The sequence below is a fragment of the Streptomyces sp. NPDC127595 genome (genome assembly GCF_042671685.1).
Lineage (GTDB): Bacteria > Actinomycetota > Actinomycetes > Streptomycetales > Streptomycetaceae > Streptomyces.
Map to the genome: position 1 here is coordinate 161,708 of NZ_JBHXWK010000011.1, position 24,575 is coordinate 186,282.

Annotated in this window: 19 protein-coding genes; 5 read left to right on the forward strand and 14 right to left on the reverse strand. The window is 69.2% G+C overall.

Annotation, left to right across the window (positions count from 1 at the left end; all coding sequences use genetic code 11):
- Positions 1-92: 92 nt before the first annotated feature.
- Both ACFVKT_RS30800 and ACFVKT_RS30805 read right to left on the reverse strand, forming a co-directional pair.
- A complete protein-coding gene (locus ACFVKT_RS30800; protein ID WP_385737600.1) occupies positions 93-449 on the reverse strand; it encodes a hypothetical protein in 357 nt (118 codons plus the stop codon).
- 93 nt (positions 450-542) lie between these two features.
- Positions 543-1,496 (reverse strand): heme o synthase, encoded by a 954-nt coding sequence (locus tag ACFVKT_RS30805; protein WP_385737882.1) that lies wholly within the window; start codon positions 1,494-1,496, stop codon positions 543-545.
- 378 nt (positions 1,497-1,874) lie between these two features.
- On the opposite strand from ACFVKT_RS30805, the gene tkt reads away from it, so the two are divergent.
- From tkt to pgl, 5 genes are read left to right on the forward strand one after another with little or no spacing between them, the layout of a single operon-like run.
- Positions 1,875-3,962: a transketolase gene (gene tkt, locus ACFVKT_RS30810; RefSeq protein ID WP_385737602.1), complete on the forward strand. Its 2,088-nt coding sequence runs from the start codon at positions 1,875-1,877 to the stop codon at positions 3,960-3,962.
- A gap of 34 nt (positions 3,963-3,996) precedes the next feature.
- The gene (tal, locus tag ACFVKT_RS30815; protein ID WP_385737604.1) at positions 3,997-5,115 is read left to right on the forward strand and encodes a transaldolase; all 1,119 of its coding nucleotides are present in this window, start codon (positions 3,997-3,999) and stop codon (positions 5,113-5,115) included.
- Positions 5,116-5,119: 4 nt separating this feature from the next.
- Positions 5,120-6,643 carry a glucose-6-phosphate dehydrogenase gene (gene zwf, locus ACFVKT_RS30820; RefSeq protein ID WP_385737606.1) on the forward strand — a complete coding sequence of 508 codons (1,524 nt, stop codon included), beginning with the start codon at positions 5,120-5,122 and terminating at the stop codon, positions 6,641-6,643.
- Complete coding sequence (gene opcA / locus ACFVKT_RS30825; RefSeq protein ID WP_385737608.1) at positions 6,640-7,716, forward strand: glucose-6-phosphate dehydrogenase assembly protein OpcA; 1,077 nt, start codon at positions 6,640-6,642, stop codon at positions 7,714-7,716. The genes zwf and opcA overlap by 4 nt, the downstream gene beginning before the upstream one ends.
- The gene (pgl, locus tag ACFVKT_RS30830; RefSeq protein WP_385737610.1) at positions 7,713-8,495 is read left to right on the forward strand and encodes a 6-phosphogluconolactonase; all 783 of its coding nucleotides are present in this window, start codon (positions 7,713-7,715) and stop codon (positions 8,493-8,495) included. The genes opcA and pgl overlap by 4 nt, the downstream gene beginning before the upstream one ends.
- Before the next feature lie 202 nt (positions 8,496-8,697).
- Here the strand turns inward: pgl and pgi are convergent, their stop codons facing one another.
- The 12 genes from pgi to uvrC form a co-directional block, all read right to left on the reverse strand.
- Positions 8,698-10,350 (reverse strand): glucose-6-phosphate isomerase, encoded by a 1,653-nt coding sequence (pgi, locus tag ACFVKT_RS30835; protein ID WP_385737612.1) that lies wholly within the window; start codon positions 10,348-10,350, stop codon positions 8,698-8,700.
- Positions 10,351-10,423: 73 nt separating this feature from the next.
- A complete protein-coding gene (locus ACFVKT_RS30840; protein ID WP_385737614.1) occupies positions 10,424-11,668 on the reverse strand; it encodes an MFS transporter in 1,245 nt (414 codons plus the stop codon).
- Between the two features lie 183 nt (positions 11,669-11,851).
- On the reverse strand, positions 11,852-12,187 hold the full coding sequence (locus ACFVKT_RS30845) for an RNA polymerase-binding protein RbpA (RefSeq protein WP_082412914.1): 336 nt from the start codon (positions 12,185-12,187) through the stop codon (positions 11,852-11,854).
- A gap of 242 nt (positions 12,188-12,429) precedes the next feature.
- Positions 12,430-12,660 carry a preprotein translocase subunit SecG gene (gene secG, locus ACFVKT_RS30850; RefSeq protein WP_266465805.1) on the reverse strand — a complete coding sequence of 77 codons (231 nt, stop codon included), beginning with the start codon at positions 12,658-12,660 and terminating at the stop codon, positions 12,430-12,432.
- 125 nt (positions 12,661-12,785) lie between these two features.
- Positions 12,786-13,541 carry a triose-phosphate isomerase gene (tpiA, locus tag ACFVKT_RS30855; RefSeq protein WP_385737883.1) on the reverse strand — a complete coding sequence of 252 codons (756 nt, stop codon included), beginning with the start codon at positions 13,539-13,541 and terminating at the stop codon, positions 12,786-12,788.
- Between the two features lie 41 nt (positions 13,542-13,582).
- Positions 13,583-14,794: a phosphoglycerate kinase gene (locus ACFVKT_RS30860; protein ID WP_385737616.1), complete on the reverse strand. Its 1,212-nt coding sequence runs from the start codon at positions 14,792-14,794 to the stop codon at positions 13,583-13,585.
- Between the two features lie 127 nt (positions 14,795-14,921).
- Positions 14,922-15,932, reverse strand: a complete 1,011-nt coding sequence (gene gap, locus ACFVKT_RS30865) for a type I glyceraldehyde-3-phosphate dehydrogenase (RefSeq protein ID WP_385737618.1) — start codon at positions 15,930-15,932, stop codon at positions 14,922-14,924.
- Positions 15,933-16,122: 190 nt separating this feature from the next.
- Positions 16,123-19,074 (reverse strand): M14 family zinc carboxypeptidase, encoded by a 2,952-nt coding sequence (locus tag ACFVKT_RS30870; RefSeq protein WP_385737620.1) that lies wholly within the window; start codon positions 19,072-19,074, stop codon positions 16,123-16,125.
- Positions 19,075-19,364: 290 nt separating this feature from the next.
- Complete coding sequence (gene whiA, locus ACFVKT_RS30875) at positions 19,365-20,354, reverse strand: DNA-binding protein WhiA (protein WP_365428073.1); 990 nt, start codon at positions 20,352-20,354, stop codon at positions 19,365-19,367.
- Positions 20,345-21,415 carry a uridine diphosphate-N-acetylglucosamine-binding protein YvcK gene (gene yvcK / locus ACFVKT_RS30880; RefSeq protein ID WP_385737622.1) on the reverse strand — a complete coding sequence of 357 codons (1,071 nt, stop codon included), beginning with the start codon at positions 21,413-21,415 and terminating at the stop codon, positions 20,345-20,347. Before yvcK ends, whiA begins: the two co-directional genes overlap by 10 nt.
- Positions 21,412-22,473, reverse strand: coding sequence for an RNase adapter RapZ (gene rapZ, locus ACFVKT_RS30885; protein WP_385737624.1), 1,062 nt, complete (start codon positions 22,471-22,473; stop codon positions 21,412-21,414). Before rapZ ends, yvcK begins: the two co-directional genes overlap by 4 nt.
- Positions 22,470-24,542: an excinuclease ABC subunit UvrC gene (uvrC, locus tag ACFVKT_RS30890; protein WP_385737626.1), complete on the reverse strand. Its 2,073-nt coding sequence runs from the start codon at positions 24,540-24,542 to the stop codon at positions 22,470-22,472. Before uvrC ends, rapZ begins: the two co-directional genes overlap by 4 nt.
- Between the last annotated feature and the right edge of the window lie 33 nt (positions 24,543-24,575).

Consider the following 24,575-nt stretch of genomic DNA (forward strand, 5'->3'; position numbering starts at 1 on the left):
GGTCCTAACGGGCCAGCCGGGTATCAGGTGTTGCTTGCACACACCCCGTGCGAAGAGCCGACGGTTGTCGGCCTCTCCGAGGCGCGCGATCGTCAGCCCTTGCTCGACCCGCCGAGCTGGATCCCCGCCATCCGCTTCCACTCGTACGGCCCCGTCTTCACCTTGGCCGCGAACTCGCCGTCGAACTCCTCATGAACAGTGATCCCGGCCTTCTTCACGGCCTGCTCGGCGATCGCGTGTGTCGGGGCCACGATGTCGCCCCAGCCGCCGTCCGCGCCGACGAGCACGATCCGGGCGCCGCGCTGTCCGATGTTCTCCACATGGCCCTCGGCCCCGCCGTGCTGCTTGGCGAAGGCGGAGATCTGCTTGGCGAACCTGGCCGCCTTGCGCTCGGCCTTGGCGTCCTGGGCGGCGCCGGTGCTCTCGTCAACCTGCTGGGTGTCTGCCATGGCCAGGATGCTACCGACGGGTAGATCAAACGGCGACGGGCGGGGTGCGTGGCCTTGACCACGCACCCCGCCCGTCGAGGAGATCGAGAACGCTCAGCGGAGGAAGGGATCCACCGCGACCGCCACGAACAGCAGCGACACATAGGTGATGGACCAGTGGAACAGCCGCATCTCCTTGAGCTGGCCGCCCGTCGCCTCGCCCTTGGCGCGGTTCTGCAGCCCGTGCGCCTCCCACAGCCACCAGCCGCCGGCCAGCAGGGCGACCGAGGTGTAGAACCAGCCGGTGTAGCCGAGCGGGGTGAGCAGCAGCGAGACGCCGACCATCACCCAGCTGTAGAGGACGATCTGGCGGGCGACCACCTTGTTGGAGGCGACGACCGGCAGCATCGGCACGCCGACGCGCGCGTAGTCGGCTCGCACCTTCATCGACAGCGGCCAGTAGTGCGGCGGCGTCCAGAAGAACATGACGAGGAAGAGGATGACCGGGGCCCAGGACATCGAGTTGGTCACCGCCGACCAGCCGATGAGGACGGGCATGCAGCCGGCGATGCCGCCCCAGACGATGTTCTGCGACGTACGGCGCTTGAGGATCATCGTGTAGACGACGACGTAGAAGAGGAGTGCGCCGAGGGAGAGCCAGGCCGAGAGCCAGTTGACCGTCAGGCCGAACAGGAGTGTGGAGACCGCGGCGAGGGTGAGACCGAAGGCGAGGCATTCGCGCGGGCTGACCATGCCGGTGACCAGTGGCCGCTGCGAGGTGCGGTCCATCAGCGCGTCGATGTCACGGTCGATGTACATGTTGAGCGCGTTGGCGCCGCCCGCCGAGAGGTAGCCGCCGAGGCAGGTGAGGAGCACCAGCTTCAGGTCGGGCACCCCCTGCTGGGCCAGGAACATCACCGGGACGGTGGTGATCAGCAGTAGCTCGATGATCCGTGGCTTCGTCAGCGCCACGAACGCCATGACACGGGCCCCGAACGGCCGGTGGGTCGGACTGTTGCTCGTCCCGAGCACACCCGGTGGACGGGATTCGACGGCCGTCACGTACACCCCTGACAGAGACATCCCAGCAAGCCTCCGGGTGTGAACTCCCCGTAAAGGCTCGCGCGTACCACGCCACTGTAGACGTTGCCCATACCCCGACATTCGCGGGGGTGGGGTCGTGTTGGGAGGCGTCGCACCAGGGGCGTTGCGACGCACCGGCGACGGGCGTGGCGAAGGTCGATTGAGCACTCGGACGGGCGGCTCCGTATTCACTTGCCGAATGCGGAATGGACCGGTCGGGAGGCGGATTCCGGCGACTCCCGGCAGTCTGGAATGACTCGAAAAAACGCACGTACCTACGGGGGTAGGCTCGACAACGGCCGGTGGGCGCACGCGCGCCGGTATTCGACATGTGGAACATGTGGAGAGGAGCCCTGACCCAGGGTGAGCACCAAGCCGACCACCACAGACCTCGAGTGGACCGAGTTGGACCAGCGGGCCGTGGACACCGCCCGCGTCCTGGCCGCCGATGCCGTACAGAAGGTCGGTAACGGCCATCCCGGTACGGCGATGAGCCTGGCGCCTGTCGCGTACACCCTTTTCCAGAAGGTGCTGCGGCATGACCCGGCGGACCCCGACTGGACCGGACGCGACCGTTTCGTGCTGTCCGCGGGCCACTCGTCCCTGACCCTCTATACCCAGCTCTACCTGGCCGGTTTCGGCCTGGAGCTGGACGATCTGAAGGCCTTCAGGACGTGGGGCAGCAGGACGCCCGGTCACCCCGAGTACGGGCACACCCCCGGCGTGGAGACGACGACGGGCCCGCTAGGCCAGGGTGTCGCCAACGCGGTGGGCATGGCGATGGCCACCCGTTACGAGCGCGGCCTGTTCGACCCGGACGCCCCTCAGGGTGAATCCCCGTTCGACCACTTCATCTTCGCGATCGCCGGTGACGGCTGCCTCCAGGAGGGCATCTCCGCCGAGGCGTCCTCGATGGCGGGTCACCAGAAGCTCGGCAATCTGATCCTGCTGTGGGACGACAACCACATCTCGATCGAGGGCGACACGGAGACCGCGGTCTCCGAGGACACCGTCAAGCGCTACGAGGCGTACGGCTGGCATGTGCAGCGCGTGGCCCCGAAGCCGGACGGCGACCTCGACCCGCACGCCATCTACAACGCGATCGAGGCCGCCAAGGCGGTCACGGACAAGCCGTCGTTCATCGCGATGCGCTCGATCATCGCCTGGCCCGCCCCGAACGCGCAGAACACCGAGGCCGCGCACGGCTCGGCCCTCGGCGACGACGAGGTGGCGGCCACCAAGCGCGTGCTCGGCTTCGACCCGGAGAAGACCTTCGAGGTCGCCGACGAGGTTCTCGCGCACACCCGCAAGGCCCTGGACCGCGGCCGTGAGGCCAAGGGCGAGTGGGAGAAGGGCTTCGCCGCCTGGCGTACCGCCAGCCCCGAGCGCGCCGCCGAGTTCGACCGCATCGCCGCCGGTGAACTGCCGGAGGGCTGGGAGTCGCACCTCCCGGTGTTCGAGGCGGGCAAGGGTGTCGCCACGCGTGCCGCCTCCGGCAAGGTGCTGCAGGCTCTCGGCGCGGTCATCCCCGAGCTGTGGGGCGGCTCCGCCGACCTGGCCGGCTCGAACAACACGACCATCGACAAGACGAGTTCCTTCCTGCCGGCGGACAACCCGCTGCCGGGGGCGAACCCTTACGGCCGCACGATCCACTTCGGCATCCGCGAGCACTCGATGGCCGCCGAGATGAACGGCATCGCACTGCACGGCAACACCCGCATCTACGGCGGCACCTTCCTGGTGTTCTCCGACTACATGCGCAACGCCGTCCGTCTCTCGGCCCTCATGCACGCGCCGGTGACGTACGTGTGGACGCACGACTCGATCGGCCTCGGCGAGGACGGCCCGACCCACCAGCCGGTCGAGCACCTCGCCTCGCTGCGTGCGATCCCCGGTCTGAACGTGGTCCGTCCCGCGGACGCCAACGAGACCACGATCGCCTGGCGCGAGGTCCTCAAGCGCTACACCAAGGTGTTCGGCAAGGGCGCCCCGCACGGCCTCGCGCTGACCCGCCAGGGCGTCCCGACGTACGAGCCCAACGAGGATGCCGCCAAGGGCGGTTATGTGCTCTTCGAGGCTGAGGGCGGTTCGCCCGAGGTCATCCTCATCGGCACCGGCTCCGAGGTGCACGTCGCCGTCGAGGCGCGTGAGCAGCTCCAGGCCGAGGGCATCCCGACGCGGGTCGTGTCCATGCCGTGTGTGGAGTGGTTCGACGAGCAGGACCAGGGGTACCGGGACAGCGTTCTGCCGACTTCGGTGCGCGCGCGGGTCTCGGTCGAGGCCGGTATCGGTCTCACCTGGCACCGGTTCGTCGGAGACGCGGGACGCATTGTTTCGCTGGAGCACTTCGGTGCTTCGGCCGATGGCAAGGTGCTCTTCCGCGAATTCGGTTTCACTGCCGAGAACGTCGCATCCGCCGCCCGGGAATCGATCGCCGCAGCCCAGCGCTGACGCTGATATACGACACGTAGGAGATGCAATTTCCATGACAGACGCACTCAAGCGCCTCTCCGAGGAAGGCGTGGCGATCTGGCTGGACGACCTGTCGCGCAAGCGGATCACGTCCGGCAATCTCGCCGAACTGATCGACCAGCAGCACGTCGTGGGCGTCACCACCAACCCGTCGATCTTCCAGAAGGCGATCTCGAGCGGCGACGGCTACGAGCAGCAGCTCACCGAGCTCGCCGCCCGCAAGGTCACCGTCGAAGAAGCCATCCGCATGATCACGACGGCGGACGTCCGTGACGCCGCCGACATCCTGCGCCCGGTCTTCGACACGACGCAGGGCCAGGACGGCCGGGTCTCGATCGAGGTCGACCCGCGGCTGGCCAACAACACGACGGCGACTGTCGCCGAGGCCAAGCAGCTGGCCTGGCTGGTCGACCGTCCCAACACCCTCATCAAGATCCCGGCGACCCCGGCGGGCCTGCCCGCGATCACCGAGGTCATCGGCAAGGGCATCAGCGTGAACGTCACGCTGATCTTCTCGCTCGCGCGCTACCGCGAGGTCATGGACGCCTACCTGGCGGGCCTGGAGAAGGCCAAGGCCGCCGGCCTCGACCTCTCCAAGATCCACTCGGTGGCGTCGTTCTTCGTGTCCCGCGTGGACACCGAGATCGACAAGCGGCTGGACGCCTTGGGCACGGACGAGGCCAAGGCCGCGCGCGGCAAGGCGGGCCTGGCCAACGCTCGGCTCGCGTACGAGGCGTACGAGGAGGTCTTCTCCTCCGACCGCTGGGCCGCCCTCGACAAGGCGCAGGCCAACAAGCAGCGTCCGCTGTGGGCCTCGACCGGCGTCAAGGACAAGGCGTACAAGGACACCCTGTACGTCGACGAGCTGGTCGCGCCCAACACGGTGAACACCATGCCGGAGGCCACGCTCGAGGCCACCGAGGACCACGGCCAGATCACCGGCAACACCATCGCCGGTACGTACGAGCAGTCCCGTGCCGAGCTCGACGCCGTCGAGAAGCTCGGGATCTCCTACGACGACGTGGTCCAGCTCCTGGAGGACGAGGGCGTCGAGAAGTTCGCGACGTCCTGGAACGACCTGCTCAAGTCGACTGAGGCAGAGCTCCAGCGCCTCGCCCCCTCGGAGGGCTGAAACCTTGTCAAGCAGCAACCCGCTGCGTGACCCCGCAGACCGACGGCTCCCGCGTATCGCGGGGCCGTCGGGCCTGGTCATCTTCGGCGTCACGGGCGATTTGTCACGTAAAAAGCTGATGCCCGCGGTATACGACCTCGCCAACCGGGGTCTGCTGCCGCCGGGCTTCTCCCTCGTCGGCTTCGCCCGGCGCGAGTGGGCCGACGAGGACTTCGCACAGGAGGTCCACGACGCGGTCAAGGAACACGCGCGCACGCCCTTCCGTGAGGAGGTCTGGCAGCAGCTCGTCCAGGGCATGCGCTTCGTGCAGGGCACCTTCGACGACGACGACTCCTTCGAGCGGCTGCGTTCCACGATCGAGGACCTGGACAAGGCACAGGGCACAGGCGGCAACTTCGCCTTCTACCTCTCCGTGCCGCCGTCCGCCTTCCCGGTGGTCATCAAGCAGCTGAAGAAGCACCGGCTGGCCGACCAGCCGAACGGCTCCTGGCGCCGGGCGGTCATCGAGAAGCCCTTCGGCCACGACCTCAAGTCGGCCGAGGAGCTCAACTCGACCGTCGAGGAAGTCTTCGCCCCGGACCAGGTCTTCCGTATCGACCACTACCTGGGCAAGGAGACCGTCCAGAACATCCTGGCGCTCCGCTTCGCCAACCAGATGTTCGAGCCGATCTGGAACCGGTCCTATGTCGACCACGTACAGATCACCATGGCCGAGGACATCGGCATCGGCGGCCGGGCCGGCTACTACGACGGCATCGGCGCCGCCCGTGACGTCATCCAGAACCACCTGCTCCAGCTGATGGCGCTCACCGCGATGGAGGAGCCCGCCTCCTTCGACGCGGACGCGCTCGCCGCCGAGAAGACCAAGGTGCTCGGCGCGGTGAAGCTGCCGAAGGACCTGGGCAGGAACACGGTCCGCGGGCAGTACGCGGCCGGCTGGCAGGGCGGCGAGAAGGCCGTCGGCTATCTCCAGGAAGACGGCATCGACCCCAAGTCGAAGACCGACACCTACGCGGCGATCAAGGTCGAGGTGGACAACCGCCGCTGGGCCGGGGTCCCCTTCTACCTCCGCACCGGCAAGCGTCTTGGCCGCCGCGTCACCGAGATCGCGGTGGTCTTCCAGCGCGCCCCGCACTCCCCCTTCGACCACACGGCGACGGAGGAGCTGGGCCAGAACGCGATCGTCATCCGCGTCCAGCCCGACGAGGGCATCACGGTCCGCTTCGGCTCCAAGGTCCCCGGCACCTCCATGGAGATCCGGGACGTCTCGATGGACTTCGCGTACGGCGAGTCCTTCACGGAGTCGAGCCCCGAGGCGTACGAGCGCCTGATCCTGGACGTCCTCCTGGGTGACTCCAACCTCTTCCCGCGCACCGAGGAGGTCGAGCTGTCCTGGAAGATCCTCGACCCGATCGAGCGGTACTGGGACAAGCACGGCACGCCCGCGCAGTACCCCTCGGGCACCTGGGGCCCCGTCGAAGCGGACGAAATGCTGGAGCGAGACGGACGGAGCTGGCGGCGCCCATGAAAATAGACCTCACGGACACCACGGCCAGCAAGATCAACAAGGCGCTGGTGCAGGGCCGCCGGGCCATCGGCTCCCCCGCCGTCGGCATGGTGCTCACCCTCGTCATCGTCACCGACGAGGAGAACGCCTACGACGCCCTGAGGGCCGCCAACGACGCCTCGCGCGAGCACCCCTCGCGCACCCTCGTGGTCGTCAGGCGCGTCTCCCGCTCGCCGCGCGACCGCACGAAGTCCCGCCTCGACGCCGAGGTACGGGTCGGTGCTGACGCGGGCACCGGTGAGACGGTCGTCCTGCGCCTCTACGGCGAGGTCGCCGACCACGCCCAGTCCGTCGCGCTCCCGCTGCTCCTGCCGGACGCCCCGGTGGTGGTCTGGTGGCCGGTGGGCTCCCCGAGCGATCCTGCGAAGGACCCGCTGGGGGCCCTTGGCCAGCGCCGGGTCACCGACAGCTACTCGGCGGTGAAGCCCGTCGACGAGCTGCGCACCCGCGCCGAGAACTACGTGCCGGGCGACACCGACCTGGCATGGGCCCGGATCACCCCCTGGCGCTCCATGCTGGCCGCCGCCCTCGACCAGGTGGACTGCGAGGTCATCTCCGCGGAGGTGACGGGCGAGGAGTTCAACCCGAGCGTCGAACTGCTCGCCATGTGGCTCGCCGACCGGCTGCACGTACACGTCAGGCGCGGGGTCTCCGCCGGGCCCGGGCTGACCAGCGTGCGCCTGGAGACCACCGGTGGTCCCGTCGCACTGCAACGCCCTGACGGAGCGATGGCCACCCTGACACTGGAGGGCCAGCCGAACCGCCCGGTGGCGCTCAAGCGCCGCGAGACCTCCGAGCTGATGGCGGAGGAGCTGCGCCGCCTCGACCCGGACGACACGTACGCGTCTGCGCTGCGGTTCGGGGTGGACCGGCTGGGAGGCGCTCCGTCGACGGCGGACAGGTCTCCGCTGCCCACCCGGACTCCGGCGTCCGCCGTGGCCGACTCGGTCACGAGGACGTCGGCCACGGCCGCGGCCGGCAACCGCCCGACTCCGGCGCAGATGCCGCCGGCCAAGGGGACGGCCGCCAAGTGAGCACTCCGCAACTGGTCGTCCACCGCGACAAGGAGCTGATGGCCGAAGCCGCCGCGGCCCGCCTGATCACGAAGATCGTGGACGCGCAGGCCTCGCGAGGCTACGCCTCGATCGTGCTCACCGGCGGCCGCAACGGCAACGGGCTCCTGGCGGCGCTGAGTTCGGCCCCCGCCCGGGACGCCGTCGACTGGGCCCGCCTCGACCTGTGGTGGGGCGACGAGCGGTTCCTGCCCGAGGGCGACCCGGAACGCAATGACACGCAGGCCCGTGCCGCGCTCCTGGACTCCGTGCCGCTGGATCCCGCCCGGGTGCATCCGATGCCCGCCTCGGACGGGCCGTACGGCTCGGACGTGGAGGCCGCGGCGGAGGCGTACGCGGCAGAGCTCGCGAAGGCGGCCGGCCCCGAGAATCACGGCTCGGTCCCGACCTTCGACGTGCTGATGCTGGGTGTCGGGCCCGACACCCACGTGGCCTCGCTCTTCCCCGAGCTGCCCGCGGTACGGGAGACCGAACGCACGGTGGTCGGCGTCCACGGCGCCCCGAAGCCGCCGCCGACCCGGATCTCCCTCACCCTCCCCGCGATCCGCTCCGCACGTGAGGTGTGGCTGCTCGCGGCGGGCGAGGACAAGGCCGAGGCGGCGGCGATCGCCCTGTCCGGCGCGGGCGAGGTCCAGGCCCCGGCCGCCGGCGCCCGGGGCCGCGCCCGCACCCTGTGGCTCCTGGACGCGGCAGCGGCTTCCCAGCTGCCCCGGTCGCTGTATCCGCCGGCTTCGGCGTGAGGGCAGGGGCGGAGGGGGCGAAGGGACTTTCCTTCGCCCCCTCCGCCCCTACTCATTCCCGTCCCTTGGGGGCAGTGTTTCAGCCCGTCCGGCGTTTGAGGACGAGCGCGTTCAGCGCGAAAGGGGGGTCTGGGGGCGCAGCCCCCAGGAACAAGGGACGGGTAGGGGCGGAGGGGGCGAAAAAACCCTCCGCCCACCCCGGCTAACGCCCCCGCAGCTCCCGGTACTTGGCAACAAGCGCCGTCGTCGAGGCGTCAAGCCCCGGCACGTCGGCCCCCTCGGTCAGCGCCGGCTCGACCCGCTTGGCCAGCACCTTGCCGAGCTCGACCCCCCACTGGTCGAAGGAGTCGATGTTCCAGACGGCGCCCTGGACGAACACCTTGTGCTCGTAGAGGGCGATCAACTGCCCCAGCACCGACGGCGTCAGCTCACGCGCGAGAATCGTCGTCGTCGGGTGGTTGCCCTTGAACGTCTTGTGCGGCACCAGTTCCTCGGGCACCCCCTCCGCCCGCACCTCGTCCGGCGTCTTGCCGAACGCCAGCGCCTGCGTCTGCGCGAAGAAGTTCGCCATCAGCAGGTCGTGCTGGGCGACCAGACCGGGCAGCAGATCGGCGACGGGCTCGGCGAAGCCGATGAAGTCGGCCGGGATCAGCTTCGTGCCCTGGTGGATGAGCTGGTAGTACGCGTGCTGCCCGTTGGTCCCGGGCGTCCCCCACACGACCGGGCCCGTCTCCCACTCCACCGGAAGCCCGTCCCGGTCCACGGACTTGCCGTTGGACTCCATGTCCAGCTGCTGCAAGTAGGCGGTGAACTTGGACAGGTAGTGCGAGTACGGCAGCACCGCGTGCGACTGGGCGTCGTGGAAGTTGCCGTACCAGATGCCCAACAGGCCCAGCAGCAAAGGCACGTTGGACTCGGCGGGCGCGGTGCGGAAGTGCTCGTCCACGAGCCTGAACCCGTCGAGCATCGACCGGAACTGCTCGGGCCCGATGGCGATCATCAGCGAGAGACCGATCGCCGAGTCGTACGAGTACCGCCCGCCGACCCAGTCCCAGAACTCGAACATGTTCGCCGTGTCGATGCCGAAGTCCGACACCTTCTCCGCATTGGTCGACAACGCCACGAAGTGCCTGGCGACGGCTTCCTGACCGGCCTTCAGCTCGGTCAGCAGCCAGTTCCTGGCCGAAGTCGCGTTGGTGATCGTCTCGATCGTGGTGAACGTCTTCGAGGCGATGATGAACAGCGTCTCGGCCGGGTCCAGGTCCCGAACGGCCTCGTGCAGGTCGGCGCCGTCCACGTTCGACACGAAGCGGACCGTGAGGCCGCGGTCGGTGAAGGAGCGCAGCACCTCGTACGCCATCGCCGGGCCGAGGTCGGAGCCGCCGATGCCGATGTTCACGATGTTCTTGATGCGCCTGCCGGTGTGGCCGGTCCACTCGCCGGAGCGGACGCGCTCGGCGAAGCCGGCCATCTTGTCGAGCACGGCGTGCACCGCCGGTACGACGTTCTCGCCGTCGACCTCGATGACCGCGTCGCGCGGGGCACGCAGCGCGGTGTGCAGCACCGCCCGGTCCTCGGTCGTGTTGATCTTCTCGCCGCGGAACATGGCGTCCCGCAGCCCGAAGACGTCGGTCGCCGAGGCCAGCTCGCGCAGCAGCCTCAGTGTCTCGTCGGTGACGAGGTGCTTGGAGTAGTCGACGTGCAGATCGCCGACATCGAGGGTGTATCCGCCACCGCGCCCGGGATCGGCCGCGAACAGGTCGCGCAGGTGCGTCTCCGCGAGCTCCGCGCGGTGCTCGGCCAGCGCGGTCCACTCGGGCGTCTGGTTGAGCCTGGAACGGCTTTCTGCGTTCATCTCGGACTTCCGCCTTCTTTCCTGCCTGTGCTGCTGCGTACCTTGGCCCCGCTGCCGGTCCCAACCTAATTGATCAGGGCTTGACGTGAGCTGTCGTAGTCCCGTCGTCCGGCTCAACAACAGATACGTCCGGCTTGAGCGCAGGTATCAGCGAAGTGACGGCGAGTGCGAACAGCGCGGCCGCGAGCAGTGCCGGCCCGTTCAGCCCGTACGCACCCGCCACGGCGCCTCCCAGCAGGGCACCGACCGGCGCTCCGGACGTCGAGGCCGTACGGAACGCGGAGCTGATGCGGCCCACCATGGCGTCCGGGCTGCGCTGCTGCATCAGCGTGACCTGGTTGACGTTCCACACCAGGTTCATCGCTCCGAGCAGTGCCATGCCCACGACGAGGGCGCCCAGGTGGCGGACGGTGCCCATGAGCAGCAGCGCGGTCGTCTGGATGCATCCGCCCAGGAACAGGCTGCCGGCCCTCCCGATCCGGCGGGCCAGCCGTGGGGCCAGCGCTCCTCCGGCCAGGCTGCCGACGGAGAAGGCGGTCATCACTGCCGCGTACTCCGCGTTCCCCGCGTGCAGCCAGCCCGTCACGTGCAGGACGAGGGTCGCGATGAGCGCGCCCATGCCGATGTTGCACAGCAGGGTGGCCACGCACATCGCCCGCAGCACCCGGTCGCGCCACAGGGAGCGCAGCCCCGCGGCTATCTCGGCGCGCAGGGTGCTCCCGGCCGGACGCGGCTCCTGCTCGGGCAGCCGTATCCGCAGGGAGGCCACCAGCGCGGCGGCCAGCAGATAGGTGACCGCGTCGGTGGCGAACGGCATGGCGGCCCCGGCGACCAACAGGAGTGGCACGAGGGGACTGGCCAGCAGGCCGCCGGCAAGCTGCTGCCCGGTCATCAGCCGGGCGTTGGCGCTGCCCAGCTCGGCACGGGCCACCAGGGACGGCAGCAGGGCCGTGGAGGCGTTGTCGAAGAGCGTCTGGAGGGTGGTCAGGGTGAAGGCGAGCACGATCAGCAGGACGATCGAGGCGTGCCCCAGCCCGACGGCGAGGGCGAAGCAGGCGACCAGCGTGCCCCGTACGGCATCCACGGTCCACATCGCGCGGCGCTGGTCGACCCGGTCGGCGATCGCCCCGCCGAGCAGGCCGAAGAGGAGCCAGGGCAGATAGCCGCAGGCCGTGACGGAGGCGATGACGAGGGGATCGTCGGTGAGCTGCACGGCGAGCAGCGGCAGCGCCGCGGTCCGCAGCGCATCGCCGAATCGCGACACCACAGCCGCGGTCCACAACCGCCCGAATCCCCCGCGCCACGCGGGCGCACGCACCCCTACCGGCTCCGTCAACGTCACAACGCCCCCCTCGGTTCCGCCACTTCAAGAACCGTAGAGGGCACCACTGACAATCGCCTGCGCCCCGGTGACCGGGGCGCAGGCGAGCCATGTCGGCCCGGATGCGAAGGAAACAGCTCCGGCCAGGCACCCATTGGTACCCGGCCGGTTGTCGGTCAGCTAGATCTCGCCCCGCAGTTTGGCGAGCGCCTCGGCGAGGATCGCCTCGCCGTCCGCGTCGCTGCGCCGCTCCCGTACGTACGCGAGGTGCGTCTTGTACGGCTCGGTGCGCGGCGGGGCCGGCGGGTTGTCCCGGTCCTGTCCGGCGGGAAAGCCGCAGCGCGGGCAGTCCCAGGTCTCGGGAACCTGCGCGTCGCTGGCGAAGCTGGGAACCGTCTCGTGCCCGTTGGAGCACCAGAAGGAGATGCGCAGCCGCGGCGCGGACTCGCCACGCTCGGCCTCGCCCATCGGCCCCGCCCCGACCCGGCTTCCTCGGATCGCGTTGCCACTTGCCACGGTCGTAACTCCCTGCGTAATGGTGCCGCGAAGCGAGTCGGCGTGACGCTTCGCTGCGAGCGCCTCAGTCTACGTAAGGCCCAACGCGCGTCCAGTGATTGGAGTTACACCCCCGCCCCTAGACGCAAGCCCCATGATAGGTCGCGATTTACGTCGCGTACCGAACATGGGGCCTTACGTGCGCAAAGTGCGTGCGTAATGTGCAGTTGTACCGATGTGCGTCGGCCAAAGTCGGCCGTCGGTCAGTTGTTGACCTTCATCAGGATGCCGAGCGTGACGATGCACGCGAACCACAGCAGACCGATCACCACGGTGATGCGGTCAAGGTTGCGCTCGGCGACCGAGGAGCCACCGACGGACGACTGCATGCCGCCACCGAACATGTCGGAGAGGCCGCCGCCCTTGCCCTTGTGCATCAGCACCAGCAGCATCAACAGCCCGCTGAAGACGATCAGGGCGATCGAGAACCCCATAACCACGGCTGGACCAACTTCCTCGGATCTGGACGGACGACGGGGGCCGGGTGGCTGCCCACCTGGCCCCCGCAAGGGTACGACGGATCGTCGCTACGGCATACTCGCGGCCGCGAGTACGCGTCTCACTGGTCCCGGAAACGGACGATCTTCACGAACTCCTCGGCGTCCAGCGAGGCACCGCCGACCAGCGCACCGTCGATGTCGGGCTTCGCCATGATCTCCGCGACGTTCCCGGACTTCACCGAGCCGCCGTACTGGATGCGGACGGCGTCGGCCACTTCCTGCGAGTACAGCTCGGCGAGCTTGCCGCGGATCGCCGCGCAGACCTCCTGGGCGTCGTCGGAGCCGCAGACCTTGCCGGTGCCGATGGCCCAGACGGGCTCGTACGCGATCACGATGGTCTCGGCCTGCTCGGCGGGGAGGTCCTTGAGGCCGCCCTCGACCTGGCTGAGCGTGTGCGCGACGTGCTCGCCGGCCTCGCGGACGTCCAGCTCCTCGCCGACGCACAGGATCGGGGTGAGGCCGTGCTTGTAGGCGGCCTTGACCTTGGCGTTGACGAGTTCGTCGGTCTCGTTGTGGTACTGGCGGCGCTCGGAGTGGCCGATCGCCACATACGTGCACTTCAGCTTGGCCAGTATCGGGCCGGAGATCTCACCGGTGTAGGCACCGGAGTCGTGCGCCGAGATGTCCTGGGCGCCGTACTTGATCTTCAGCTTGTCGCCGTCGACGAGGGTCTGCACGGAGCGCAGGTCGGTGAAGGGCGGCAGGACGGCGACCTCGACGGCCTCGTAGTCCTTGTCCGCGAGGGCGAAGGCGAGTTTCTGGACGTGGGCGATGGCCTCGAGGTGGTTGAGGTTCATCTTCCAGTTGCCCGCCATCAGCGGCGTGCGCCCAGAGGAAATAGATGGAGCCATGTAGGTCAGTCCTCCAGTGCGGCGAGGCCGGGGAGCGTCTTGCCCTCGAGGTATTCGAGGGAGGCGCCGCCGCCGGTCGAGATGTGGCCGAATGCCGTCTCGTCGAAGCCCAGGATGCGGACGGCCGCGGCGGAGTCGCCACCGCCGACGACCGTGAAGGCCGGGGAGTCGAGAAGGGCCTGGGCGACCGCCTTGGTGCCCTCGGCGTAGTCGGGGTGCTCGAAGACGCCCATGGGACCGTTCCAGAAAATGGTGGCCGCGTCGGCGAGCTTCGAGGCGTACAGGGCACCGGTCTCGGGACCGATGTCGAGACCCATCCGGTCGGCCGGGATGGCGTCCGCGGCGACGGTGGTGGGGTTGGACGGGGCCTTGGTCTTCAGGTCCGGGAACCCGGGCGCGACCACGACGTCGACGGGGACGAGCAGTTCGACGCCGTTCTTCTCGGCGCGCTCGACGTACTCGGTGACGGCGGGCAGCTGGTCGTCCTGGACCAGGGAGGCGCCGATCTCGTAGCCCTTGGCCTTGAGGAAGGTGAAGGCCATTCCGCCGCCGATGAGGATGCGGTCGGCCTTGCCGAGGAGCTGGTCGATGACGGCGAGCTTGTCGGAGACCTTGGAGCCGCCGAGCGCGACCACGTAGGGGCGCTTGACGTCCTCGGTGAGCTTCTTCAGGACGCCGACCTCGGTGGCGATGAGGTAGCCCGCGTAGTGCGGAAGGCGCGCCGGGAGGTCGTACACGGAGGCGTGCTTGCGGTGCACCGCACCGAAACCGTCGCCCACGTAGATGTCCGCCAGGGCCGCGAGCTGGTCGGCGAACTCGCCGCGCTCGACGTCGTCCTTGGAGGTCTCGCCGGCGTTGAAGCGCAGGTTCTCGATGACCGCGACCTGGCCCGGCTGCAGGCCGTTCACCGCGTCGTGCGCGGCGGGGCCGACGGTGTCCTGGGCGAACGCGACCGGCGCGCCGAGGAGTTCGGCGAGCCGCTCGGCGGGCTGCAGCAGGGAGAACGCCGGGTCCGGGGCGCCCTTGGGGCGGCCCAGGTGCGAGGCGACGACCACCTTGGCGCCCGCGTCCGCGAGGGCCTTGACGGTCGGCAGGACGGCGCGGATGCGGCCGTCGTCGGTGATGAGGCCGTCGGCCAGCGGCACGTTCAGGTCGGCGCGGACGAAGACCCGCTTGCCGTCCACGCCTTCGGCGAGAAGTTCGTCGATCGTCTTCATAAAGGGACTCCTAGGGAGGGCTCTTCAGATCCGAGAGGGCTGATCGATCACTACGTAGCACAGGGCTCGGGCAGCGCGGCGTGCGCTGCCCGAGCCCTGACTCACATCGAGTTGCCTGCTCTGGGACTTAGAGCTGGCCGCCGACGAAGACCGTGAGGTCGACGAGGCGGTTGGAGTAGCCCCACTCGTTGTCGTACCAGCCGAGGATCTTCACCGTGTTGCCCTCCTGGACCATGGTCAGGAGGGAGTCGAAGGTGCAGGAGGCCTGGTCGCCGACGATGTCCGAGGAGACGATCGGGTCCTCGGTGTAGGACAGGTAGCCCTTGAGGTCGCCGTCGTCGGCGGCCTTCTTGAACGCGGCGTTGACCTCGTCCTTGGTGACCTCGCGCTGCAGCGTCACGACGAGGTCGGTGGCGGAACCGGTCGGGACCGGGACGCGCATCGCGATGCCGTCGAGCTTGCCCTTGAGCTGCGGGAGGACCAGGGCGGTGGCCTTGGCGGCACCCGTCGTGGTCGGGATGATGTTCTCGGCGGCGGCGCGGGCGCGGCGCAGGTCCGAGTGCGGGAAGTCCAGGATCCGCTGGTCGTTCGTGTACGCGTGCACCGTCGTCATCAGGCCCTTGACGATGCCGAAGTTCTCGTCGAGAACCTTGGCCATCGGCGCCACACAGTTGGTGGTGCAGGAGGCGTTGGAGATGACGTGGTGGTTGGCCGCGTCGTACTTGTCCTGGTTGACGCCCATCACGATGGTGATGTCCTCGTCCTTGGCCGGAGCCGAGATGAGGACCTTCTTGGCGCCGCCCGCGATGTGCTTCTCGGCGTCGGCCTTCTTGGTGAAGATGCCGGTCGACTCGATGACGATGTCGACGCCCAGCTCACCCCACGGGATGTCGGAGGGGTTGCGCTCCGACAGCACCTTGATGGTGTGGCCGTCGACGGTGATCGTGTCGGCTGTGTGCGACACCTCGGCCTGGAGGCGGCCCAGGATGGTGTCGTACTTCAGAAGATGAGCGGTGGTCGCGGTGTCACCAAGGTCGTTGACAGCCACGATCTCGATGTCAGCACCCTGCTTCAGCAGCGCGCGGAAGTAGTTACGACCGATGCGGCCAAAGCCGTTGATGCCTACGCGGATCGTCACGAACCGATCTCCTCGTTGGTACGCCGGCTCAGATGCCGGCGAGTTGTATGGGATGTCCCCGACCGCCTACGACCCTACCTCCCTGAGGCGCCGGGGGTGACATCGAGATGCCCCATAGACGGCAGGGCGGTCCGTACCCGTCAGTAGGGGTACGGACCGCCCTCCGTGTTCACGCGACTGTCACGCGGGGTCAGCCACGCAGTGCCGCGAGAGCCTTCCCGATGAGGGCCGTGCGGTCGGCCGCCGCGGTGACGTGCTCCAGGCCGAAGCCCAGCAGCACGGTGTCGTCCGTGGTGACCGCTCCGTACGTCTTGAAGAGCTCACCGGAGAGCCCCCAGTCCTTGATGACCGCGGGGCTGCCCGCGGGCGGTCCGGGGACGCTCCAGGCGCCGAGCGAGGTCTCGAAGCCCTCGACCGGGCCGGCCGTGCCGCCGATGACGACGGTGGCGTTGTCGGCGAGGACGCCGTGGCCGCCGGAGCCCGGGTCGGTGATGTAGCTCAGCGACACCTCGACCGTCTTGCCGGCGTACGCGGACAGGTCGAATTCGACCTGCTGCCATCCGTCGGAGGCTCCGGTGAAGCTGTTCCAGGACCCGCTGGTGCCGGTCGGCGTGCAGGCGGTCGAGCCCAGCGTCAGATAACGCTTGAGGGCGGGGTGCGCCTTGATGAAGTACCCGGCCTCGCACTCGACGGGTACGGCCGTGCTGGTGGCGCCGCCCTTGTCGGGGAGCGTCGTCCAGTCCTCCGCCCCCACCGTGTGGGCTTCGAGCACGGCGTGGTCGTAGGCCTCCTCGGTGTCCCACAGGAGCTGGGTGCGCAGCGTGGGCGCCTGGGCCGCGGTCACTCCGGTGAGGTCGATGGTGCGGGTGAGACGGTTCCAGGCGTAGTCGGAGTGGGTGACGGCCGCCATGGACACGCCTTCGTAGGGGCCGTACGGATTGACGGTCCCCGGGTACTGTCCTGCTCCCGCGCTCGTGAACTGGGGGTACGTGGTGGCGGGCAGGTTGTCCGAGGTGACGCTGTACGACCCGGCAGCGTTGAGCGGGTTGCCGGGCGCGCCGGCGAGTGCTCCGGTGGTGCCGGCAAGCGCTCCGGAGCCGGTGAAGGCGGTGGCGCCGGGTGTGCTCGTACGGGAGTAGGCGCCCAGGTAGTACTGGCTGAAGTCGTTCGTCAGGGCGCCCGGCAGAGCGACGCTGCCGCCCGCCTGCTCGCCCGCCTCGATCAGCTTGCCGCCCTCGTTGAGGTAGGCGCGGAGCTGGAGCTGGGTGGTGTAGCCGGGGCGGTCGGCGCCGGTGTAGTGGACGACCGTGCCGAAGTGGCCGAGCACTCCGAGCGCATCGGGTGCGCCCTGCGTGGCGACGTCCCAGACGAGGGGCTTGCGGCCGTTGGCCTTGAGCGCGTCGACGTACGTCTGGGTCTGCGCGGCGGCGGTGGTCTCCTCGGCGACGACGAGGGTGTCGGCGCGCGGCCGTTCGGCGATGGTGTAGGTGAAGTGCTCGCTGGAGGTGGGCTTTCCGGCCTTCGTCTCTCCGGTGAACCAGACCTCCACCTTGTCACCCGGCTCGCCGTCCTGGACGAGGGCGCGGTACTCGTCGAAGTAGAGGTTGTCCTCGCCTCCGTAGGTCTCGCCGCCTTCCCAGGGCTTGAGCGCCTGGTCCCACGTACGGCCGCCGTTGACGCGGTACTTGAGCTCCTTGTCGCGCACGGACTTCCGTACGACGACGGAGACCTCCTGGTCCGCGCCGCGCGAGTACGAGGTCGGGAAGGCGGCGGGCGTGAAGTCGGCCGCCTTGAGGCCGAGCGAGGAGGACGGCTGGTCGGGGTGGGCAGCGGTCTCGGCGACGGAGAGCGCGAACGGGATGTTCTTCGCGAACTCCTGCTGGATCAGCTTCTCGTCGTCCGGGAAGGTGAAGACCGAGGCGCAGTCCGCCGCGTTCCAGGCGTCGTTCGGGTCGAGGTTCGACGCGGTCTGGCAGGTCGACATCTCGGGCGTGTACATCGCCAGGCCGTTGACGTTGGAGGCGTGGCCGTCGGCCTCACCGTTCGTCGTGTAGAGCTCGGAGGAGACCTGCGGGCGGTAACCCGGGATCGCGGGGTTCTCGGGCGTACCGGCAAGGGACTCGTACAGCACGTCGTCCGGGCTCGGGGTCGCCACCTGCCAGCCGACCCCGTAGAGGATCAGCTCGGCCGCGGAGTGGTAGTTGATGCCGTACGTGAAGCCGATGCGCTTCTCGAAGGCGTCGAGTGCCTGGGTCTCGGGCTCGGAGCCGGGGCTCGCGCCGCGGTAGGTCTCACTGGTGGGGTTGGGGGACGAACCCTCGTTGTCGTAACCCCACTTGTAGGCGAAGTTGCGGTTGAGGTCGACGCCGTCGCCGGTGGTGATGACGCCGTCGCCGTTCACGTCACGCAGGTTCTTGCGCCACTGGCGGTCACCGGCCGCGTCGAACGTGAAGTCGTAGCCGTCGGGGTTGGCCGAGATGACGAACCACAGCTCGGTCGTGTCGACGATCTTCTTTATACGCTTGTCCGTCGAGTAGTTGTCCAGGTAGTAGTGCATCAGACGCCGCGTCATCTCGGGCGTGATCCACTCACGGGCGTGCTGGTTGGACAGGTACAGCACGGCCGGCTTGGCGCCGTCCTTGGTCTTCTTGGCGCCCTTGGTCAGCTTGAGCGCCAGGATGTCCTGCCCCTGGAGGGTCTTTCCGATGGAGACGACCTTGGTGAGGTCAGGGTTCGCCTGACCGGTCTTGACGATCTCCTCCTGGATATTTCCCGCTCCGCTGTACGGGCGGTACACACCGTCCGCGGCAGCCTCGACGCGCGCCTCCGCCTTCGCCGAGATCTTGTACTCGGTGAGGTCGACGCCCTTGTCCTCCAGCTGGCCCGCCTGCTTGTCGGTGAGGTAGACCTCGACCTGGGCGGTGCCCTTCGCCGGGACCTGCTCGCCGAGTTCGTGGGCGTCCTGACCGGCCGCCAGCAGCAGGGGTACCTGCTGCTGTGTGACATCGGCGTGGAACACCTTTACGGCGTCCGCACCCGGGTCGGCCGAACGGCCGCCCTCCGCCTGAGCGATGGGCGCCAGACTCGCCCCGCCCAGCATGAGTGCAGCTACGGCGAGGATCGATCTCGCTCTTCGTCTCATGAGCCCCCCTTGCATTTGTCCGGCACATCTGTGCGCAGACGCCAGGCTGGTCACGCTCCATGATCATGTCAAGACGGCATCAAGGACCGGCAAACGCCGCTGGTGCCGAACTCGGCACCAGCGGCGTCAGACGTGAACGAGGGGCTCAGGCAGCCCAGTTGTCCGCGGGGGGTGTCAGAACGCCGGTCTGTCCCCCGGATCCGGACCGCTCGGATGTCCGTGCGGGCCGAGACGGATGGGTCGTCCGTACGGACTCGGACTCGGACTCGGACTGAGTCTCAGACTGAGACTCAGACGGCCATGTTGTCCGCCATCTCCTCGGTGAGGTTCGACTCCGTCCCGGGGATGCCGAGGTCCTGGGCCCGCTTGTCGGCCATCGCCAGCAGACGGCGGATACGGCCGGCCACGGCGTCCTTGGTCAGCGGCGGGTCGGCGAGCGCGCCCAGTTCCTCCAGGGAGGCCTGCTTGTGGTCCATGCGCAGCCGGCCGGCGGCCGCGAGGTGCTCGGGCACCTCGTCGGCGAGGATCTCCAGCGCTCGCTGCACCCGGGCCCCGGCGGCGACGGCCGCGCGGGCCGAGCGGCGCAGGTTGGCGTCGTCGAAGTTCGCGAGCCTGTTCGCCGTGGCGCGGACCTCGCGGCGCATCCGCCGCTCCTCCCAGGCCAGCACCGACTCATGGGCGCCGAGGCGGGTGAGCAGCGCCCCGATCGCGTCGCCGTCCCGTACGACCACGCGGTCCACGCCACGGACCTCGCGGGCCTTGCTCGCGATCTGGAGCCTGCGCGCCGCGCCGACCAGGGCGAGCGCCGCCTCGGGGCCGGGGCAGGTCACCTCCAGCGAGGACGAGCGGCCCGGCTCGGTGAGTGAGCCGTGCGCCAGGAACGCCCCGCGCCAGGCGGCCTCCGCGTCACAGGTGGCCCCCGAGACCACCTGCGGGGGCAGCCCGCGGATCGGGCGGCCCCTGCCGTCGACGAGCCCCGTCTGCCGGGCCAGCTGGTCGCCGCCCGCGACGACCCGCACGACATAGCGGGAGCCGCGGCGCAGACCGCCTGGTGCCATCACGATCAGTTCGGAGCTGTGGCCGAAGATCTCCAGAATGTCCCGCTTCAGCCGGCGCGCCGCCATCGCGGTGTCCAGCTCCGCCTCGATCACAATCCGGCCGCTCACCAGGTGGAGGCCGCCGGCGAACCGCAGAATGGCGGAGACCTCCGCCTTTCTGCAGCAGGTCCGGGTGACGGGGAGCCGGGAAATCTCATCCTTCACCGCTGCCGTCATCGCCATGGGCCGATCCTTCCATGCATCCGAAAAATACGGTCGTACGCGGCGGCCAACAGCTCCGGGTCGTGCCTCGGGCTACCGTCGGTCCTGGCCACCGGCGCCAGCTCGACCGCGGCGCCGAGCCGCTTGGCGGCATCGGTGAGCAAGTCGCGGTCGGGCACGGCGGCCTCGTCGGCCAGCACCACGTCCAGGGCGAGTTTAGGGGCGTGTCGTCCCAAAACCTCCAAATGACGCTGCGGTGAGAAGCCATCGGTTTCTCCGGGCTGCGGCGCGAGGTTCAGGGAGAGTACCCGGCGGGCCTTCGTCTGGATGAGCGCGTCGAGCAGTTCGGGCACGAGCAGGTGCGGGATCACCGAGGAGAACCAGGAGCCGGGACCGAGCACCACCCAGTCCGCGTCCAGCACCGCCGCGACGGCCTCGGGGACCGCCGGCGGGTCGTGCGGCACGACGTGCACGGACTGCACCTCGCCGGGGGTGAGTGCCACGGTGGCCTGGCCGCGCACGGTGTCGACGTCGTCGGGCCGGTCCGGGTCGTGCCCCTTGACCAGGGCCTGGAGCTCCAGGGGTACGGCGGACATGGGCAGCACCCGGCCGTGCGCGCCCAGCAGTCTGCCGACCAGGTCAAGGGCCTGGACATGGTCGCCGAGCTGCTCCCACAGGGCGACGATCAGCAGATTGCCCACCGCGTGCTCGTGCAGGTCGCCCTTGGACTGGAAGCGGTGCTGGATGACCCGGGCCCAGGTCTGTCCCCAGTCGTCGTCGCCGCAGAGCGCGGCCAGGGCCTTGCGCAGGTCGCCGGGCGGGAGCACGCCCAGCTCGTCGCGCAGGCGCCCGCTGGAGCCGCCGTCGTCGGCCACGGTGACGACGGCCGTGAGGTCGCCGGTGATCCGGCGCAGCGCGGCGAGCGAGGCGGACAGGCCCATGCCGCCGCCCAGGGCGACGACCTTGGGCTGGGCGCCACGGCGACGCGGCTTGCCACCGCGCGCCACGACGGGCTTGCCGCCCTGGCCCTCGGCGGCCACCCGGCGCAGCCTGCTCAGCCGCAGAGCGGCACGTCCGGTCACTCGCGGCCCATGTCCCGGTGCACGACCACGGTCTCCACGCCCTGCGAGACGAGGCGGGCGGCGAGCTTCTCGGCGGTGGCGACCGAACGGTGCTTGCCGCCCGTGCAGCCGACCGCGATGGTCACGTACCGCTTGCCCTCACGGCGGTATCCGGCCGCGATGAGCTGGAGCAGCTCGGCATAGCGGTCGATGAACTCCTTGGCGCCGGGCTGGTTGAAGACGTACGCCGAGACCTCCTCGTTGAGGCCGTTGAAGGGGCGCAGCTCCGGAACCCAGTGCGGGTTGGGCAGGAAGCGCATGTCCACCACCAGGTCGGCGTCGACCGGAAGGCCGTACTTGAAGCCGAAGGACATGACGGTGGCCCGCAGCTCGGGCTCCTCCTCGCCCGCGAACTGGGCGTCCATCTTGGCGCGCAGCTCGTGCACGTTCAGGCTGGAGGTGTCGATCACCAGGTCGGCGTCACCGCGCAGCTCGCGCAGCAGTTCGCGCTCGGCGTCGATGCCGTCGACGATGCGGCCGTCCCCCTGGAGGGGGTGCGGGCGGCGTACCGACTCGAAGCGGCGCACCAGGGCCTCGTCCGAGGACTCCAGGAAGACGATCCGCCGGGTGACGTTCTTGGACGCCAGGTCGGCGAGTGACTCGCGGAGGTTGTCGAAGAAGCGGCGGCCGCGTACGTCGACGACGACCGCGATTCTCGCCACATTGCCCTGGGAGCGGGCGCCGAGCTCCACCATGGTGGGGATCAGCGCGGGCGGCAGGTTGTCGACGACGAACCAGCCGAGGTCCTCCAGACACTTGGCCGCCGTCGACCGTCCGGCACCGGACATCCCAGAGATGATGACCAGCTCGGGGATGGCGGCTTCGGGCACCGCGACCGTCTCCATCGTCGTACTCTCCTGTGCGCTGTCAGGGGCGCTCGTAGTGCCGTCGGGCTGTGTCTCTTGTTCCTGACCGCCGTCGGGCTGCGCCTGCCGCTCCGGACCGTCGCCGGTCTGCGGCTGGTGTTCTTGACCGGCACCGGTCAGCGGTTCGTGTTCCTGGCGTTCGTTCTCGCTCATGTCTCCTGCCCCCGTCGCTTGTCCGAGGCGCCCGCGGGTACGGGCTCCTCCGGGGATCCCGCCGTCGTTTCGGGCGCCCCGTATTCCTCGTCTTCCATGATCTCTCCAGTCGCCATGTTCACGGCGGGGGCGGCCGGGGCCGCCTGGGCCAGGGCCACGGCGATCGTCTCGGCCGTTTTACGGCCTATGCCGGGAACCTCGCAGATCTGGTCGATTGTCGCGGATCGGAGCTTCTTCACCGAACCGAAGTGTTTGATCAGCGCCTGCTTGCGCGCCTCGCCGAGACCCGGCACATCGTCGAGCGGGCCCGACCTGAAGCGTTTGGCCCGCTTGGCGCGCTGATAGGTGATCGCGAAGCGGTGCGCCTCGTCACGGACCCGCTGGAGCAGATACAGGCCTTCGCTGGTGCGGGGCAGGACCACCGGGTCGTCCTCGCCCGGCAGCCACACCTCTTCCAGCCGCTTGGCGAGGCCGCATACGGCGATGTCGTCGATGCCCAGCTCGTCGAGAGCCTTCTTGGCGGCCGCGACCTGTGGCTGCCCGCCGTCGACGACGACGAGCTGCGGGGGGTACGCGAAGCGCTTGGGGCGCCCGTCGTCCTCGGTGAGCGGAGCCTCGCCGTCCGCCCACTCCCCCGTCTTCTCCTTCTCCGCGATGTAGCGCTTGAAGCGGCGGGCGATCACCTCGTGCATGGACCGGACGTCGTCCTGCCCTTCGCCGTGCCAGACCTGTGTGTCTCCGACACGGCCCTTGATCTGGAAGCGCCGGTACTCGCTCTTGCGCTGGAGTCCGTCCTCGAAGACGACCATCGACGCCACGACGTCGTCGCCCTGGAGGTGGGAGATGTCGTAGCACTCGATCCGCAGCGGCGCGCTGTCCAGGTCGAGGGCCTCGGCGATCTCCTCCAAGGCGCGTGAGCGGGTGGTCAGGTCGGAGGCGCGCTTGGTCTTGTGCAGGACGAGGGACTGCTGTGCGTTGCGGCGCACCGTCTCCATGAGCGCTTTCTTGTCGCCGCGCTGTGGGATACGCAGCGAGACGTTCGACCCGCGGCGCTCGGTCAGCCACTCCTGGACGGGCTCCGCCGGGTCGGGGAGTGCCGGGACGAGTACTTCCTTGGGGACGGAGTCGCCCGTCTCCTCGCCGTAGAGCTGCTGGATCGCGTGTTCGACGAGATCACCGGTGGTGACGGCCTCCACCTTGTCCGTGACCCAGCCGCGCTGGCCGCGCACGCGTCCGCCGCGCACGTGGAAGATCTGCACGGCCGCCTCCAGCTCGTCCTCCGCGACGGCGACCAGGTCGGCGTCGGTCGCGTCGGCGAGCACGACCGCGCTCTTCTCCATGGCCTTCTTGAGCGCCTCGACGTCGTCACGCAGCCGGGCCGCCCGCTCGTACTCCATCTCGTCGGCCGCGTCCGTCATCTGCTGTTCGAGACGGCGGATGTACGTCCCCGTACGCCCGGCCATGAAGTCGCAGAACTCCTCGGCCAGATCACGGTGTTCGTCGGCGGAGACGCGGCCGACGCAGGGGGCGGAGCACTTGCCGATGTAGCCGAGGAGGCAGGGGCGGCCGGTGCGGACGGCGTTCTTGAAGACGCCGGCGGAGCAGGTGCGCACAGGGAAGACGCGCAGCAGCAGGTCCACGGTGTCGCGGATCGCCCAGGCGTGGCCGTAGGGGCCGAAGTAGCGCACGCCCTTGCGTTTGTGGCCGCGCATCACCTGCACGCGCGGGTACTCCTCGTTCATGGTCACCGCGAGGTACGGATAGCTCTTGTCGTCGCGGTACTTGACGTTGAACCGGGGGTCGAACTCCTTGATCCAGGAGTACTCCAGCTGAAGCGCCTCGACCTCCGTGGACACGACCGTCCACTCCACCGACGCGGCCGTGGTGACCATGGTGCGGGTGCGCGGGTGGAGGCTCGCCAGGTCCTGGAAGTAGTTGGCGAGGCGCTGGCGCAGACTTTTCGCCTTCCCGACGTAGATCACCCGGCGGTGCTCGTCGCGGAATTTGTACACCCCGGGAGAGTCCGGGATCTGGCCCGGCTTGGGGCGGTAGCTGGAGGGGTCGGCCATGTCTCACACCCTACTGGCGGGGGGTGACACCGC